The sequence below is a fragment of the Microbacterium shaanxiense genome (assembly GCF_054779995.1).
Genome location: NZ_BAAGXE010000001.1, coordinates 613,222 through 627,478 on the forward strand (window position 1 = coordinate 613,222; position 14,257 = coordinate 627,478).

A 14,257-nucleotide genomic window follows, 5' to 3' on the forward strand; every position below is an offset into this window, starting at 1 on the left:
GAGCGTACGTAAGGACCTCGGTGTCAACAACGAGGGGGAAATGTTACGTAACATCGCGGGGTGCGGAAACCGCGCGCTGAAGGCGATGAGACGAGCGGAAACGTCGTACGGTGGAGGCATGGTGACACGGCGTGCAGTGGTGACAGGTGCGAGTTCGGGGATCGGGGAGGCGACCGTTCGCGACCTCTGCGCGCGGGGCTGGGAGGTCGTCGGCGTGGCGAGGCGCGCTGACCGCCTGCAGACGCTCGTCGACGAGGTAGGTGCGTCGGCCATCGCGTGCGACCTGACCGACGAGGATGCCGTGGCCTCACTGCTCGAAGAACTCGAGGCCACCGGTCCGGTGCACGCACTCGTGCAGGTGGCCGGCGGCGCTCGCGGCACTGAGCGGGTGGAGGACGCGAGCATCGCCGACTGGCAGTGGATGTACGACGTCAACGTTCTGGCCACGCAGCGCCTGGTCGCGGGGATCCTCCCGCAGCTTCGACGGGCGGCCGAGACCGATGGGCACGCCGACGCGGTCTTCGTGACGTCGACCGCCGCCCAGGTCGCCTACCCCGGCGGCAGCGGCTACAACGCCGCGAAGGCCGCCGAATCGATGCTCGTCAAGGTGCTGCGGCAGGAGCTCAACGGCGAGCCGATCCGCGTCGTCGAGGTGGCACCGGGCATGGTGCACACCGAGGAGTTCACACTCAATCGTCTCGGCGGTGACAGCCTGGCCGCCGAGGCCGTGTACGCCGGGGTGGAGAAGCCCCTGACCGCCCACGACGTGGCCGATGTGATCGGGTACGCGCTGGATGCCCCCGGCCATGTGAACCTCGACCTCATCACGATGCGCCCGGTCGCGCAGTCCGCCCAGCACCTGCTGGCCCGGGGCCCGCTGCGCGTGCGCGGCGGCGAGGACTGAGCCCGGATGCCTGGCCGCTCGCTCGTGCAGCTGGCGGATGAGGGGCTGATCGACCAGGGCTGGGCTGATGCGCTGAGCCCCGTGGCCGACGTCATCAGCGGGCTCGGGGAACGCCTGCGCGCAGAGCAGGCTGAGGGCCGAGGATATCTTCCGGCCGGGGACCACGTCCTGCGGGCGTTCCAGCGGCCGCTCGCCGACGTCCGCGTGCTGATCACGGGGCAGGATCCGTATCCGACGCCTGGGCATCCGATCGGTCTGTCGTTCGCTGTCGAGCGGCATGTGCGACCGCTGCCGCGAAGCCTGTCCAACATCTATCGCGAGCGCGAGAGCGATCTCGGCATCCCGCCCGCCCCGCACGGCGACCTGACCGCCTGGAGCGACCAGGGCGTGCTGCTGCTCAACAGGGTTCTGACCGTGGCCCCCGGCGCCCCGGCGTCGCACCGGGGCTGGGGTTGGGAGAAGGTCACCGAGCTCGCCATCCGCACTCTGATCGCGCGGGCACAGCCGATGGTCGCGATCCTGTGGGGGAGGGATGCGGCGAACCTGCAGCCGTTGCTCGGAGACACCCCCGTCGTCGCCTCCGCGCATCCGTCGCCGCTGTCCGCGCATCGCGGCTTCTTCGGTTCGCGGCCGTTCTCGCGTGCGAACGCACTGCTCGAGGAGCAGGGCGCGAGCGCCGTGGACTGGCGCGTCGACGGCGAACTATAAGCTGAGCGCATGCAGTTCGAACCCGGCGACCGACGTCGACGGCTGCCGCGTCATCTGCGTGAGCCGGAGCCTGATCCAGGGACTTTCTCGTTCGAGATCCGCCCCGCCCTGCAGCGCGATCTTCCCGATGTCCGCGAGATCTACAACCACTATGTCGCGAACTCCGTCGTGACCTTCGACGAGAAGCGCAGCACGCACCGATACTGGCGCGAGAAGTTCGCGATGCTGACGAAGCTCAAGCTACCGTTCCTCGTCGCGGTGACGCCGTCGAACCAGGTGATCGGGTATGCGCTGGTGCAGCCCTGGGCGACCAAATCCGCCTATCGCTACACCGTGGAGGATTCGATCTACCTCGGCCCGGGTGCGGGCGGCAAAGGGCTCGGCTCCGCGTTGCTTCAGGCACTCATCGCAGCGTGCGAGGAGATCGGACTGCGAGAGATCGTCGCGGTGATCAGCGACAGCGGGGCTGAGCCGTCGATCAGGCTGCACACCAGGTTCGGTTTCGTCGAGGTCGGACGCATGGGGAGGGTGGGCTTCAAGTTCGGTCGTTCGCTGGGAACCGTCTACCTGCAGAAATCGCTCACTCCGAAGTCCCGTCGCCGGTTGTTCCATCGGGGATGACGGGAATCGCGGCAAGCAGACGCTTGGTGTAGTCCTGTTGCGGATGCAGCAGGACATCCTGTGTCGCACCGCGTTCGACGATGCTGCCGTCCTTCATGACGGCGACGGTGTCGCACAGGTTCTGCACCACGCCTATGTCGTGCGAGACCATGATGAGGGTGAGGTCCTCCGTCTGCAGCAGACCGTCGATCAGCTCGAGGATCTGCGCCCGCACTGTGACGTCAAGGGCGGACAGCGGCTCATCGCCCACGAGGATGCGCGGACGGTGCACGATCGCTCGTGCGAGCGCGATCCGTTGGCGCTGCCCGCCCGAGAACTCGTGCGGGTAGCGGTCGGCCATCTCGGTCTCGAGCCCGACCTGCGCGAGCACCTCGCGCACGCGCCCCCGATGATCGACGTCGATTCCCAGCGCCCGCAGCGGCTCTGCGATGATCTGCCCTGCACTCATCCGCGGGTCGAGCGATGCGTACGGATCCTGGAAGACGAGTCCGGTCTGCCGTCGGAGCCAGTGAAGGGAGCGGGCCGGTGCCGCGGCATCCACCGTTCTGCCGTCGATCGACACGGTTCCTGAGGTCGGGCGATCGAGCGCCAGCAGCAGGCGCACCAGCGTCGACTTGCCCGAACCGGATTCACCGATGATGCCGATGGCCTCGCCGGCCTCGATGTCGAGGTCGGTCGGATGCAGGGCGGTCTGCGTGCCTGCACGCTCGAACATCGTCCGCTTCGGAACAGGGAAGTCGCGTGCGAGTCCGCGCGCCGAGATCAGGCTCACCGCGGGCCGCCTTCCGGTCGCCAGAGCGTCGCGGTGGCATCGCGCAGCAGCCCCTGGGTGATCGGCGACGATGGCGCGGAGAGCAGCGTGGAGACCGGCGCGGCCTCGACGACGCGGCCCTGCTCGAGCACCACGCCGTGGGTCGCGACCTGGGCGAGCACGGCGAGGTCGTGCGTGATGAACATCAACGACATGCCCTGCTCCTCGACGAGGGAGAGCAGAAGCCGCAGGATCTCCGCCTGGATCGTGACGTCCAACGCGGTGGTCGGTTCGTCGGCGATCAGCAGCCGAGGCCGGCAGGCGAGGGCCATCGCGATCGCGACGCGTTGACGCTGGCCTCCGGAGAGCTGATGCGGGTACTTCTGCACGATCGTCTCCGGATCGGGCAGGCGCACCCGTGCGGCCTCTGCGACGGCGCGTTCCTTGGCCTCGCGCTTGCCCGCTCCGGTGTGGATCCGCACGGACTCGGCGATCTGACGCCCGACGGTGCGTATGGGGTTCAGGGCAGTCCGCGGCTCCTGGAAGACGATCCCGATGTCATCGCCGCGGAACCGTGCGAGCTCGCGATCCGGCATGCCGATCAATTCGTCGTCGTCCCAGCGGATGCTGCCGGTCGCCGTCGCACCGTCAGGAAGCAGTCCGAGGATCGCGAGTGCGGTCAGCGACTTGCCGGAACCCGATTCGCCGATCAGTCCCAGACGTGCGCCATCGGGCACGTCGAAGGAGATGCCGTCGATCACCCGGCGCCCGTCGATCTCGACCACGAGGTCCTTCACGGCCAGGCTCATGCGACCACCGCCGGGGTGTGGATCTCGGCGCTGCGGTGGCGCAGGGTCGGATCGGTCGCCTCGCGCAGCGCATCGCCCAGCAGATTCAGCGCGAGCACCGTGATCGTGATGGCGAGCCCTGGCCAGATCACCGACAGCGGATGGATGCTGATGTAGCGCTGCAAGTCGGAGAGCAGGATGCCCCACGAGGGCTCGACCACCGACGCGCCGAAGCCCAGGTACGACAGGCCGGCCTCGGCGAGGACCGCCACCGCCATCGACCACGACAGTTGGACGATGAACACGGGAGCGACGTTCGGCAGCAGATGCCGAACGAGGTTCTGCGCGGAGGTGAGACCCGCCGCCCGTCCGGCGAGCACGAAGTCGCTCTGCTGCACCCTGCGCAGCTCGGGGCGGGTGACGCGGGCGATGTTGACGCCGAAGCCGATGCCGACCGCCCAGATCACGACCCACAACGACCCGCCCCAGACCGAGGAGATCATCATGGCGATGATCAGCACAGGGAACGCGATCAAGATGTCGACCAGTACGGCTACGGTCTCGCGCATCCACCGTGCGGTGAGCGCGCCGAGCGCCGCGAGGGCGATGCCGACGAATGTGGCCACGATTCCCGCACCGACACTGACGAAGACGGTCGTGCGCGTGCCAGCCATCACCAGACTGAGGATGTCGCGTCCGGTGTTGTCCGTGCCCAGCAGATGCGGCCAGCCGGGAGCGGCCCAGCGGTCGCGCACGTTCGCCGCGAGTGGATCGAACGGTGTCCAGAAGACGGACACGAGCGCGATGAGCGCGATGACCAGCACGGTGATCAGTCCGAAGCGCCCTGTGGCGCTCCGCCACAGATCTCGCAGCCAGCGGGGCATCAGGCGGCCTCTCGTTGGCGAGGGTCGACGAAGTGATGGATGAGATCGACGATGAAGCCGATCACCAGCACGAGCCCTGTGAGCACGAGCAGCTCGCTCTGCACCTTGATCAGATCGCGAGTGCCGACGTCGGCCACCAGCATCCTTCCGATGCCGGGAAGCGTGAACAACTGCTCGATGACGACGGAGCCGACGACGATGCCGGCGACCTGGAGCCCCAGGACCGTCACGATCGAAAGTCCGACGGCCGGGATGCCGTGCTGCACGAGAGCTCTGTTGCGGCTGAGGCCCTTCGCCGCGGCGGTGCGGACGAAATCCTGCCCTCGCGCCTGCAGGGTCGCGCTGCGCACGAAGCGCAGCAGCATGGCTCCCTCGACGACGCCGATCGTGAGCGCCGGCAGTATCAGCGCCCGAAAAGCCTGCCAGGGGTGATCCCAGCCGCCACGGGGGAACCCTTGGGCCGGGAGCCAGCCCAGCCACACGGCGAAGACGACGATCAGCATCATTCCAGCCCAGATCACGGGAACGGCCGCCAGCGTCTGCGCGGTGACGCTGAGGGCCGTGCCGGACGCACGGCCGCGCCACAGTGCGGAGAGGATGCCGAACGGAACGGCGATCAGCAGGGCGATGATCAGCGACATCAGGCCCAGCGGTACGGTCACCTGCGCCTTCTCAGCAAGCTCTGCCCCGACGGAGGCACCGCTGAGCTGGGACGTGCCGAGGTCTCCGGTGAGCACTCCGCCGATCCAATCGCCGTACTGCACGATCAGCGGGCGATTGAACCCGAGCGCCTCGCGCAGCGCCTCCACAGTGGCGGGCGACGCCTGGGTGCCGGCGATGAGCTGCGCGACATCGCCGGGGAAGACCCGCAGCGTGAGGAAGATCAGCACGCTCGACACGAGGAGCCCTGCGATCAGCAGAACTCCTCGTGTGAGCGTGTAACGGATCACGCCGTGGCTACTCGGCTGCCTTGGCGACGCCCGCGAGGTTGATGCGCGAGTTGATCGAGTCCTGCGGGAACCCTGAGATCAGCGGGCTCACCGCGGTGATGGTGGCGCCGTTGTACAGCCAGTCCGCCGCGTGGTCCTCTGAGACCAGACGAGCAGCCTGTGCGATCAGCTCGGCCGACGCCTCGGCGTCGACCTCTGCGAGTGCCTCGGCGTAGAGCGACTGGACCTCCGGGTTGTCGTAGTTGAAGTAGTAGTCCGGGTTCGCGAAGTTGCCGAAGTCACGCGGCTCGACGTGGAGGACGAAGCTCAGCTCGTAGTCCTTGTTCGTGTAGACGTCCTCGAGCCACGTCGGGAACTCGACCGCGTCGACCTCGAGGGTGACGCCGACCTTGGCGAAGTCCGAGACGAGCACCTGGGGGACGGTGGTGCCGTAGAACGACGGGATCGTCAGTGTCAGGTCTAGATCCTCCTGGCCGGCGTCGGCGAGCAGCTCCTTGGCGCGGTCGGGATCGTACGGCGCGACATCCGAGAGATCTTCGAAGCCGGGGTCGAGCTCGGGGATCGGACCGTAGATGGTCTCGCCGGCGCCGACCGCCTCGACAAGGCCCTCGTGGTCGATCGCGAGCCGCAGGGCCTCGCGCACCCGTGCGTCATCGAGCGGAGCCTTGGCGTTGTTGAACGCGAGCGTCGCCTTGTCGGTGGTGCGGCCGGTGGTGAGGGCGAAATCTCCCGAATCCTCCAGCTGGGGTGCGAGGTTCGGGTCGACCGCCGTGAGCACGTCGAGGCTGCCGTCGAGAGCGGCGTTGACGCCGGCGGTGAAGTCGGGGATGTACTCGAAGACGACTTCGGCGACGCTGGCCGGCTCGCCCCAGTACGCGTCATGGCGAGCGAAGGTGATGGTGCTGCCCTTGCTCCAGTTCTCGAGCGTGAATGGGCCGGTGCCGTTCTCCGCGGTCTGCAGGTCAGTCGTGTCGCCGGTCTGGAACACGAGCCCGGCCGGACCGGTGAGAGTGAACAGGAAGTTCTGGTTCGGCTCCGTGAGGGTGATCACCACGGTCGTCGCGTCGGGGGCCGTGACCGAGGCCACGTTGGCGAACTCCGCATTGCCCTGCAGCGTCGCGTCGGTGCGCACGGCCTCGTACGAGGCGACGACATCGGCGGAGGTGAGGGCTGTGCCGCTGTGGAAGGTGACCTCGGGATTCAACGTGAACGTGTACGTCAGGCCGTCTTCCGAGACCTCGTACTCCGAGGCGAGACGCGGTTCGATCTCGTTCTCCTCGCTTCGGGTGACGAGCCCTTCGTAGATGTTGTCGATCAGGATCTGCTCGATCGCGGCCCCGCTGGTGTGTCGGATATCGAGATTGGTGGGCTCGAGCACGAGACCCACCGTGAGCGTCGCGTTCAGATCCGGCTCACCGGTCGAGGTCTCCACCGGCTCGGGCGAACCGGCGCACGCGCTCAGGATCACGGCTGTCGCGGCGAGTGCGGACAGGACGGCGAGACGTCTGTTTCGTCGGAACATGGAGTTGAGGATTCCTCTCGGTGCGGCAGATGCTGTGTGCCGATGAAGTAGAGCGTAGAGCGGGGCGGTCAGTGGGATGCCAACGTCGGAATGCGGCGACACATTCCTCAGGCGGGCGAGAGCGCGGCCGCGCGGATCAGGTCGGCGAGCTCGGCTGGCGCGGTCTCCTGCACGTTGTGCGAGGCGTCCATCGCGACCACTCTGGCAGTGGGGACGCGGCGCACGAGCTCATCGGCGTCGGCCTCGCTGACGAAGCCCGACGTCGCGCGGACCAGCGTGATCGGCGCCTCGGCGCCGGCGAGGTCGTCCCACCCGCTCGCGGCCAGGATCGGCGCCGCCGCCTCGTCGGTGGCGGGTGCATGCGCCGTCAACTGCGCGGCGAGGCGAGCGAAATGATGCTTCCACTCGACTCGGCCGTCCGGGCGGATGCGTGAGTTGAAGAAGACGCCCCGTTCCGTGTCTGCCCGCGAGCCGCCGAGGCCGAAGGACATCGCTCGATCGACCAACTCGTCGCGCGAGGCGAAGTCGGTCGGCCCGGCGTAGAACTCGCGCAGGAAGGCGGGGCCTCCGGAGGAGTCGATCCCCGGCGTGATGTCGACGACGATCAGCTCGCGGACGAGATCGGGCCTGGCCGACGCCACGGCCGCGGCAGTCAACCCGCCGAGGGACTGCCCGACGAGGACCTGAGGCTCGACGGCCCACGTCTCGAGCGCGGCGATGACGTCCGCAGCGAGCGTGCGAGCGGTGTAGTCGACGTCCTCGCGCCAGCTGGAGTCACCGTGTCCGGCGAGGTCGATCACCAGGGCCGGCTGCCGGAGGAGGAGCGCGGTCGTGTCCCAGGTGTGGGCGTTGAGCCCTGCCCCGTGCAGCATGGTGACCACGGGAGGTCCGTCGCCGAAGCGGAGGGCGCTGAGCTCCCGTCCGTCAGCGAGGCGGAGCGCCACGCGTTCGACGTCGGGCACTGGCACGTTCATCGCCTGTGCCTGCTGCGGAAGGTAGCTGAACTCACTGGTCTCTGTCGCCACGACCATATTCTGCCCCGAGCGGATGCTCGCGCGAAATGCGCGAGCACAATGGCCAACAAAGTTGATGCTCAGGTTGCCGTTATGTTCGCTCTGTTCGGAATGTGGATAGCAGTCTGCATTTCCTGTGCCATGGCCGGGGTGCGGTGGCCCCCGTATCATGGACGTATGAGCGAGACACGAGTCCACCTGTCGAAGACGGAGCCGACCGCCTACAAGGCCCTGGATGCATTCTCTCGCACAGTGGGTGAGATATGTGCGGCCAACGGCATCGACGACCGCCTCAAGGAGATCGTGATGATCCACTGCTCGCAGCTCAACGGCTGCGCGTACTGCACGCGGATCCACTTCGATCGTGCGGCGTCGGCAGGCATCGATGCGGACACGCTCCTGCAGATTCCCACCTGGCGCGAGAGCGGAGTGTTCTCCGATCGGGAGCGCGCGGCGCTGGAACTCGCGGAAACGTTCACCTTCATCCACGACGGCGGTATTCCCGATGACGTCTACGACCGCGTCGGAAGCGTGTTCACCGAGAAGGAGTACGCCGCGCTGAGCTGGGCGTGCGTGTCTATCAACGCCTTCAACAGAATCGTCGTGGCAGGTCGTTACCCGGTTCCGCCCCGCGCGGCGCAGGCGTCGGCGTGAGTCAGATCCGTCTCGACGGCGTCTTCAACGTCCGTGACGTCGGCGGCATCCCGGCCGCAGAGGGCGTGATCCGGGAGGGACGGCTGTTCAGATCGGGGAATCTGGTGTCGGCCAGTCCCACGGCCGTCGCCGAACTCGAGCAGCGCGTCGGTCACATCGTCGATCTCCGCGATGATCAGGAGGTCGCGAGCGCGCCATCCGCGACCACGGGGATAGCCACGACCCACCTTCCGCTGTTCCTCGGCTCGGTCGCATCCTTCTTCGAAGACGACATGAGCCTCGATGAGATGTACCTCCAGCTGCTCGAGGAGAGCGGTGAACGCCTTGTGGACGCCATCCGCATCATCGCGCGCGGCGAGCCCACCCTCGTGCACTGCACCGTCGGCAAGGACCGCACCGGCGTGACGATCGCTCTCGCGCTCTCAGCCGTGGGAGCGGACCGCGAGGCGATCGTCAGCGACTACGCGCTCACCGCGTCGATGCTGCCGGAGGAGCGCAACCGCCGGATCGTGGCGTTCCTGGAGATGCAGCATCCGGAGGCGAAGCACGCGGTGGCCCTGGCCACGCTGTCGCCGGCGGACGTCATGCGCCGGCTTCTCGCAGAGGTGGACGCGCGCTGGGGATCGGCCGCGGCATATCTGCAGGCCAACGGTATGACCGTCGACGAACTCGGTGCTTTGCGGCGGGCGCTGATCGACGACTGAATGACCATAGGTAAGGCAACCCTTCATCGGTGGTAGCATGGAGGAACCATGACCACCTCCATCGATGTCCGCACGGGACGAGCTCGGCGTCGCGCAGAACGACTGAGCGCGCACTACCTGGTGACGGCCGACGAGAACTCGCTGGCAGAGCTCGAAGCGTTCCTCGTGACGCTTCCGCTGTGCGCGTCGGGTCGCATCTTCATCGAGGTGCCCGACGTCAGCGACATCGGGGTCGTGGACGCGCCCGCCCGCATGACGGTGACCTGGCTCGCGCGCTCCTCGCGCTCCGGCACGCCGGGCAGCGGTCGATCCTGCACTCCCGGCGAGGCCGTGGCGCGTGCGACCTGTGCCTGGGCCGACGAGATGCTGTGCGATGGCGAGAACCCCACGCGGGTGACCCTGCTCGGGGGCTACCTCGGCACGGCCGACATCGTCGATCACCTGACTCACACGCTCGGCGTCCCCGCATCCACGATCCACGCCCCGGAGCGTTTCGGACTGCTCCCGATCGAGCGCTGAAGCCCTCGAACCGCCGATCTCTCAGGCCGGCTCTGAGCGCTTCCGCGAACGCCGTACGTAGTTGCCGTCCTCCAGGCCCGCTTCGATCTCGAAGCGATTGCGCATCGGATCACGACCGGCGAACAGGTACAGGATCGGCATGAGGAATCCGTAGCGCAGCCACTGCTGCTTGTGCACGGCCTCGTGCCGCAGCACAGCGTCGCTCGGCCTGACATCACCGGTCAGGAAGCAGCCGCCGACACAGACGCCGCCGCGGTTGAACGTCCAACGGGGCATTCCCCGGAATACCCAGAGTCCGTTCCGCCTCTCGACAGGACCCGTGCTCCACAGCGATCCCCAGGTCCAGCCGACGGCCGTTCCCCAGGCGTAGCCGAGGCGGCTGATGGGGGAGCGCAGCAGGAAGGCCGGAATGCGTCGGTCGAAGCGTCGTCCTCGTGCCAGGATCGCGTCCGCGGTGGTCCGCCAGTCCTCCGTCACGCGACGGCGCCCACGAGACGGAGGATCGCGCCGAGGTCTTCCACGGCATGGTCGGCGGAGCGCGGCGCGAAGCCGGCGATGGTCGCGCCGGCGAGAGGAAAGCGCGCACGAAGCGCGCGGATCGCCGCGGTGAGCGCGCTCGTGCCGGCACCGAACGGCGCGGCGCTCGACACTCCGGCGAGCTCGGCAGGGTCGAGCACGTCGACATCGATGTGCACCCAGACGCGGCGTGCCCCGGTCGACGCGACGGCTTCCGCCAAGGCGTCGACATCGTCGAGATCGTCGACGGAGAGCTGAGCGAGGCCCGCGAGCGGCTCGAGCTCTTCGTCGTCGACGACGCGAGCGCCGACCGTGACGATGCGATCGCGCGGAACTCCGGGGGAGAGGGCGAGCTCCTGCTGTCCCTCTCCGAGCACCGCGCGCAGCGCCATGCCGGAGAAGGCGCCGGACGGAGACGTGTCGGGCGTGTGCAGGTCGGGGTGCGCATCGCACCAGACGACGGCGATGTCGTCGCGGTCGATCGCATGGAGGGCTGCGACGGTCACACTGCAGTCGCCGCCGATGAGGACGGTGTATTCCGCGATCTCGTGCGCGATGAGCTCACGCACGCGCTGCAGGGAGCTCAGACGATGCACACGGGTACCCAGTGAGTCACCGGCTTCGAGCGGGACGTCGAGCACCGTCGTCGCCGCGCGCGGGAGGTCACCAGCGATGGCTGCCGCGCCGTCGACGAGCAGCATCGCGCGTGGGGCGGGCGAGCCCTGCCACTGCGGTGCAACGAGGAATCTGGCCACGAGGACCTCCAGAGAAGAATGAGGGATGCCCCGGGCACATCGGCCCGGGGCATCAGGAGTCTCAGGACTCGATCTGCGACTGCGGAGCGCCGGACTTCAGCTCGGCGAGCCGCGCCTCGACCTCGGTGAGCTCACCGAGGTCGTCAAGGCTCTCGAACTGCGCGTCCAGGCTGGATGCCGCGAGCTCGACCTTGCCCTGGGCAAGTGCCTCCTGACGGCGGACCTTATCCTCGAACCGGCCGAGTTCGCTGGTGGGATCGAGGACGTTGATCGACGAGACCGCATCCTGGACCTTGGTCTGCGCCTCGGCGACCTTGGCGCGGGCGAGCAGTTCGCTGCGCTTGTTCTTGAGTTCGCCGAGCTTGTCCTTCATGCCGTTGAGGCCGCTCTTGAGCTTGTCGACGATCTCCGTCTGCGACGCGATGGTCGGCTCTGCGCCGGTCGCCTCGCGCTCGGCGCCGATCTGACGCTGCAGGGCGATCTTCGCCAGGCTGTCGAACTTGTCGGCGTCCGACGTCTCGCCGCTCTTGCGGAGCTCGTCGGCCTTGCGGCTCGCGGCGAGCGCCTTGTTGCCCCAGTCCCGCGCGGCCTGGACGTCCTCCTCATGGTCGCGCTCGAGAAGGCGGAGGTTTCCGATGGTCTCGGCGATCGCGGCCTCGGCGTCTGCGACGTTGTTGGTGTAGTCGCGGACGAGCTGGTCGATCATCTTCTGCGGGTCCTCCGCAGAGTCGATCATCGCGTTGATGTTGGCCTTCACCAGGGTGGAGATGCGACCGAAGATGGACTGCTTGGTCATGGTGTTTCCTTTCGGTTGAGACGGAGTCTTTCGAGGTCGGTTACGTCGTGAGAACAGCGGAGGGATGTTAGAAGCGCCCCCCTCTGGAGCGGCCACCGCTGCGGGAGCCGCCGCCGAAGCTCGACGGGCGGCTGCTGCGGCTGCTGCCGCCGGAGCGCCAGCTGCCGCCGCCGCTCCATCCGCCGCCACCGCCGCCGCGGCTCGAGCCGGCGCCGCTGAGCAGGCCGCCGAGGATACCGCCGAGGATGTCGCCGCCCAGGCCGCTGCTGCCGCCGCCGCCCCAGCCGCTGCTCGCGCCGCCACTCCATCCGCCGCCGCCCCAGCCGCCGTTGTTGAATGAGGAGACCTCGCTCTGGGCGTACGAGATGGCTTCGGCGGCGAGACTCGCAGCGCGGGTCGCGCGTTCGGTGGCGAGGGCAGGATCCGTCGCCTGCGCCGCGACGGCTTCTGCGTACGCCGCGTTCGCCTCCGCAAGACGGGTACGGGCGGTCGCACCGATCGCACCGCGACGGGTCGTGATGAAGTCGGTGGCAGCAGATATCTGCGCCTGGGCCTGGGCGAGCTTCTGCTGCAGCATGCGCTGCGTGCGTTGTGCGAGCGCAGAGGCCTCGCGAGCCTGGCCGAGCGCCGCGTCGATCTGCGTGTTCGCCGCGTCGAGCGTCTCGAGCACCTGCTGAGGATTGCGCTGCGCGGTCTGAAGGCTCGTGTGCGCGCTGTCGATGTTGGTCCGTGTGCGGGCGATGAGAGGCGCCAGCTGCGTCTGGGCATCGGGCATCGCGGCTGCCGCGGCGAGGTCCGCCTCGAGGTCTGCGATGAGCGCGCGTGCCTGCTCTTCCACTGTCGACAGGTTCGCACCGAGGTTCGTCACAGCCGCGACGAGCTCCTCACTCTGCTGAACAGCCGCCTCCGCGGTTCGGATGGCGAATGCGGCTTCGCCGTTCTTGCCGGCGGCGATGAGCTGGGCCGCCTCTGCCATCTCGGAGTCGGCGAGCGACAGCCTCTGCTGCGCCTGGGCCGGGTTCTCGGCGACGGTCGACAGGGCTGCCGCGTCGTACTCCTGCGACAGTGCGGCCAGAGCGGCCGGCGCCGTGGTGAGGGCCTGCTGGGCCGCCGCGCGGCGTGCAGTGAGACGTTCGAGCGCCTGCGGCGCTTCGGCCTCGAGCTTTCGCAGTTGTTCGAAGGCTTCGACGTTCTCGTCGAGCAGGTCGTCCGCCGCGTCGCACAGCTGGATGATCTGGATGTGCCAGGCCCGACGCTGCTCTGCCGTGTCCGGCACCTCATCATCGATCTTCTGCTTGAGGGCGAAGGCCTCGGAGACCTTCGCGTGTGCGGCTTCGACCACCTGCGTGAATGCGGCCGTCGAGTCCTCGCCGTACTGCGCGACCGCGAAGCCGACCTCCTGACGGCTCGACGTGATGGCATCGTCGGCCTGCACGAGGGCGCTGCCGGCCTGGGTAGCGAGGTCGTCGTCGCTCACCGAGGCGAAGGGATCGTTCGGATCGGGCACGGTCGGACGGGCTGCATCCTTCGTCTTCCTGCGCGAGCGCACGATCATCACGATCACGATGACGATGATCGCCACCACGACGAGTGCGATGAGGATGCCGATGAATCCGCCGGCGTCGCCGCCCTGGCCCTGCCCGGGGAAGGCATCAGCGGCCGCGATGATCGCGCCGTCCCAGTCGCCCGCGCGCAGGCCGTTCTCCATGGCCTGCACGACCGCATCGATCTGACTGTCGTCCAACGGCCCGCCGGCATCGGCCGATATCGCATACTGTCCTGCGTCGATCGCCACGGCGATCAGGTACTGATCGGGACCGAGTCCGTTGTCGGCGGCCACTCGGTCGGTCCACGCCACGCTGTCTTCGGGGTCTGTGAACTCATCGACGAACACGACGTACAGATCGCCGCCGTTCGCCGCAGCCAGGTCGCCGAGACGCGCATTGGCTGCATCGAGCTCACCGGAGCTGAGCACACCGGCCTCATCCGTCACGAACTCGGAGCTCAACGTCACAGGAGGCGTCGCGACAGCCGAGGATGCCACCCAACCCGAAGCGAACATCGCCACGATCAACCCCAGCACGACCGTCATACGAGTCCGCATTGTGCTCCCTCCGAGGCGGCTCAGAGCCCCCGTGCGCATCGAGTCTATTCACTACCGGCGACCGACGA

16 protein-coding genes are annotated in these 14,257 nt (G+C 68.0%); 6 read left to right on the top strand and 10 right to left on the bottom strand.

Annotated features, from left to right (window positions below; genetic code table 11):
• The first annotated feature begins 118 nt into the window (after positions 1 to 118).
• The 3 genes from ACYVG2_RS02800 to ACYVG2_RS02810 are packed head-to-tail and all read left to right on the top strand — an operon-like array spanning position 119 to position 2,233.
• Complete coding sequence (locus ACYVG2_RS02800; RefSeq protein WP_448964891.1) at positions 119 to 904, top strand: SDR family oxidoreductase; 786 nt, start codon at positions 119 to 121, stop codon at positions 902 to 904.
• 6 nt (positions 905 to 910) lie between these two features.
• Entirely contained in the window at positions 911 to 1,612 is a 702-nt protein-coding gene (locus tag ACYVG2_RS02805) for a uracil-DNA glycosylase (RefSeq protein WP_460779584.1), read from the top strand.
• Between the two features lie 9 nt (positions 1,613 to 1,621).
• Entirely contained in the window at positions 1,622 to 2,233 is a 612-nt protein-coding gene (locus ACYVG2_RS02810) for a GNAT family N-acetyltransferase (protein WP_460779585.1), read from the top strand.
• Here ACYVG2_RS02810 and ACYVG2_RS02815 read toward each other — a convergent pair.
• The 6 genes from ACYVG2_RS02815 to ACYVG2_RS02840 form a co-directional block, all read right to left on the bottom strand.
• Positions 2,193 to 2,948, bottom strand: a complete 756-nt coding sequence (locus ACYVG2_RS02815; RefSeq protein ID WP_460779928.1) for an ABC transporter ATP-binding protein — start codon at positions 2,946 to 2,948, stop codon at positions 2,193 to 2,195. The two genes, ACYVG2_RS02810 and ACYVG2_RS02815, sit on opposite strands and share 41 nt — an antisense overlap.
• A gap of 53 nt (positions 2,949 to 3,001) precedes the next feature.
• A complete protein-coding gene (locus tag ACYVG2_RS02820) occupies positions 3,002 to 3,793 on the bottom strand; it encodes an ABC transporter ATP-binding protein (RefSeq protein ID WP_460779586.1) in 792 nt (263 codons plus the stop codon).
• On the bottom strand, positions 3,790 to 4,656 hold the full coding sequence (locus ACYVG2_RS02825; protein WP_460779587.1) for an ABC transporter permease: 867 nt from the start codon (positions 4,654 to 4,656) through the stop codon (positions 3,790 to 3,792). Before ACYVG2_RS02825 ends, ACYVG2_RS02820 begins: the two co-directional genes overlap by 4 nt.
• Complete coding sequence (locus ACYVG2_RS02830; RefSeq protein WP_460779588.1) at positions 4,656 to 5,606, bottom strand: ABC transporter permease; 951 nt, start codon at positions 5,604 to 5,606, stop codon at positions 4,656 to 4,658. Before ACYVG2_RS02830 ends, ACYVG2_RS02825 begins: the two co-directional genes overlap by 1 nt.
• A gap of 7 nt (positions 5,607 to 5,613) precedes the next feature.
• The gene (locus tag ACYVG2_RS02835; RefSeq protein ID WP_460779589.1) at positions 5,614 to 7,128 is read right to left on the bottom strand and encodes an ABC transporter substrate-binding protein; all 1,515 of its coding nucleotides are present in this window, start codon (positions 7,126 to 7,128) and stop codon (positions 5,614 to 5,616) included.
• Positions 7,129 to 7,235: 107 nt separating this feature from the next.
• Complete coding sequence (locus ACYVG2_RS02840; RefSeq protein WP_460779590.1) at positions 7,236 to 8,159, bottom strand: alpha/beta fold hydrolase; 924 nt, start codon at positions 8,157 to 8,159, stop codon at positions 7,236 to 7,238.
• 159 nt (positions 8,160 to 8,318) lie between these two features.
• Here ACYVG2_RS02840 and ACYVG2_RS02845 point away from each other — a divergent pair, with 159 nt between their 5' ends.
• Genes ACYVG2_RS02845 through ACYVG2_RS02855 form a run of 3 tightly spaced genes read left to right on the top strand, consistent with a single transcriptional unit; the run spans position 8,319 to position 10,018 of the window.
• Positions 8,319 to 8,795 carry a carboxymuconolactone decarboxylase family protein gene (locus tag ACYVG2_RS02845; protein WP_460779591.1) on the top strand — a complete coding sequence of 159 codons (477 nt, stop codon included), beginning with the start codon at positions 8,319 to 8,321 and terminating at the stop codon, positions 8,793 to 8,795.
• Entirely contained in the window at positions 8,792 to 9,499 is a 708-nt protein-coding gene (locus ACYVG2_RS02850) for a tyrosine-protein phosphatase (RefSeq protein WP_460779592.1), read from the top strand. The genes ACYVG2_RS02845 and ACYVG2_RS02850 overlap by 4 nt, the downstream gene beginning before the upstream one ends.
• Before the next feature lie 48 nt (positions 9,500 to 9,547).
• Positions 9,548 to 10,018, top strand: a complete 471-nt coding sequence (locus ACYVG2_RS02855; protein ID WP_460779593.1) for an SIP domain-containing protein — start codon at positions 9,548 to 9,550, stop codon at positions 10,016 to 10,018.
• Positions 10,019 to 10,039: 21 nt separating this feature from the next.
• On the opposite strand, the gene ACYVG2_RS02860 is transcribed toward ACYVG2_RS02855, so the two are convergent.
• The 4 genes from ACYVG2_RS02860 to ACYVG2_RS02875 form a co-directional block, all read right to left on the bottom strand.
• Positions 10,040 to 10,495, bottom strand: a complete 456-nt coding sequence (locus ACYVG2_RS02860; protein WP_460779594.1) for a Fe-S oxidoreductase — start codon at positions 10,493 to 10,495, stop codon at positions 10,040 to 10,042.
• Positions 10,492 to 11,289, bottom strand: a complete 798-nt coding sequence (locus ACYVG2_RS02865) for an arginase family protein (RefSeq protein ID WP_460779595.1) — start codon at positions 11,287 to 11,289, stop codon at positions 10,492 to 10,494. The genes ACYVG2_RS02860 and ACYVG2_RS02865 overlap by 4 nt, the downstream gene beginning before the upstream one ends.
• Positions 11,290 to 11,350: 61 nt before the next feature.
• Positions 11,351 to 12,085 (bottom strand): PspA/IM30 family protein, encoded by a 735-nt coding sequence (locus ACYVG2_RS02870; RefSeq protein ID WP_448964878.1) that lies wholly within the window; start codon positions 12,083 to 12,085, stop codon positions 11,351 to 11,353.
• 67 nt (positions 12,086 to 12,152) lie between these two features.
• On the bottom strand, positions 12,153 to 14,189 hold the full coding sequence (locus tag ACYVG2_RS02875; RefSeq protein WP_460779596.1) for a TPM domain-containing protein: 2,037 nt from the start codon (positions 14,187 to 14,189) through the stop codon (positions 12,153 to 12,155).
• Positions 14,190 to 14,257 lie beyond the last annotated feature (68 nt).

Excerpts from the sequence above, each read along its gene's own strand:
- ACYVG2_RS02800 (WP_448964891.1), top strand. The coding sequence starts at position 119 with ATGGTGACACGGCGTGCAGTGGTGACAGGTGCGAGTTCGGGGATCGGG.
- ACYVG2_RS02805 (WP_460779584.1), top strand. The coding sequence starts at position 911 with ATGCCTGGCCGCTCGCTCGTGCAGCTGGCGGATGAGGGGCTGATCGAC.
- ACYVG2_RS02810 (WP_460779585.1), top strand. The coding sequence starts at position 1,622 with ATGCAGTTCGAACCCGGCGACCGACGTCGACGGCTGCCGCGTCATCTG.
- ACYVG2_RS02815 (WP_460779928.1), bottom strand. The coding sequence starts at position 2,948 with ATGTTCGAGCGTGCAGGCACGCAGACCGCCCTGCATCCGACCGACCTC.
- ACYVG2_RS02820 (WP_460779586.1), bottom strand. The coding sequence starts at position 3,793 with ATGAGCCTGGCCGTGAAGGACCTCGTGGTCGAGATCGACGGGCGCCGG.
- ACYVG2_RS02825 (WP_460779587.1), bottom strand. The coding sequence starts at position 4,656 with ATGCCCCGCTGGCTGCGAGATCTGTGGCGGAGCGCCACAGGGCGCTTC.
- ACYVG2_RS02835 (WP_460779589.1), bottom strand. The coding sequence starts at position 7,128 with ATGTTCCGACGAAACAGACGTCTCGCCGTCCTGTCCGCACTCGCCGCG.
- ACYVG2_RS02840 (WP_460779590.1), bottom strand. The coding sequence starts at position 8,159 with ATGGTCGTGGCGACAGAGACCAGTGAGTTCAGCTACCTTCCGCAGCAG.
- ACYVG2_RS02845 (WP_460779591.1), top strand. The coding sequence starts at position 8,319 with ATGAGCGAGACACGAGTCCACCTGTCGAAGACGGAGCCGACCGCCTAC.
- ACYVG2_RS02855 (WP_460779593.1), top strand. The coding sequence starts at position 9,548 with ATGACCACCTCCATCGATGTCCGCACGGGACGAGCTCGGCGTCGCGCA.
- ACYVG2_RS02870 (WP_448964878.1), bottom strand. The coding sequence starts at position 12,085 with ATGACCAAGCAGTCCATCTTCGGTCGCATCTCCACCCTGGTGAAGGCC.
- ACYVG2_RS02875 (WP_460779596.1), bottom strand. The coding sequence starts at position 14,189 with ATGCGGACTCGTATGACGGTCGTGCTGGGGTTGATCGTGGCGATGTTC.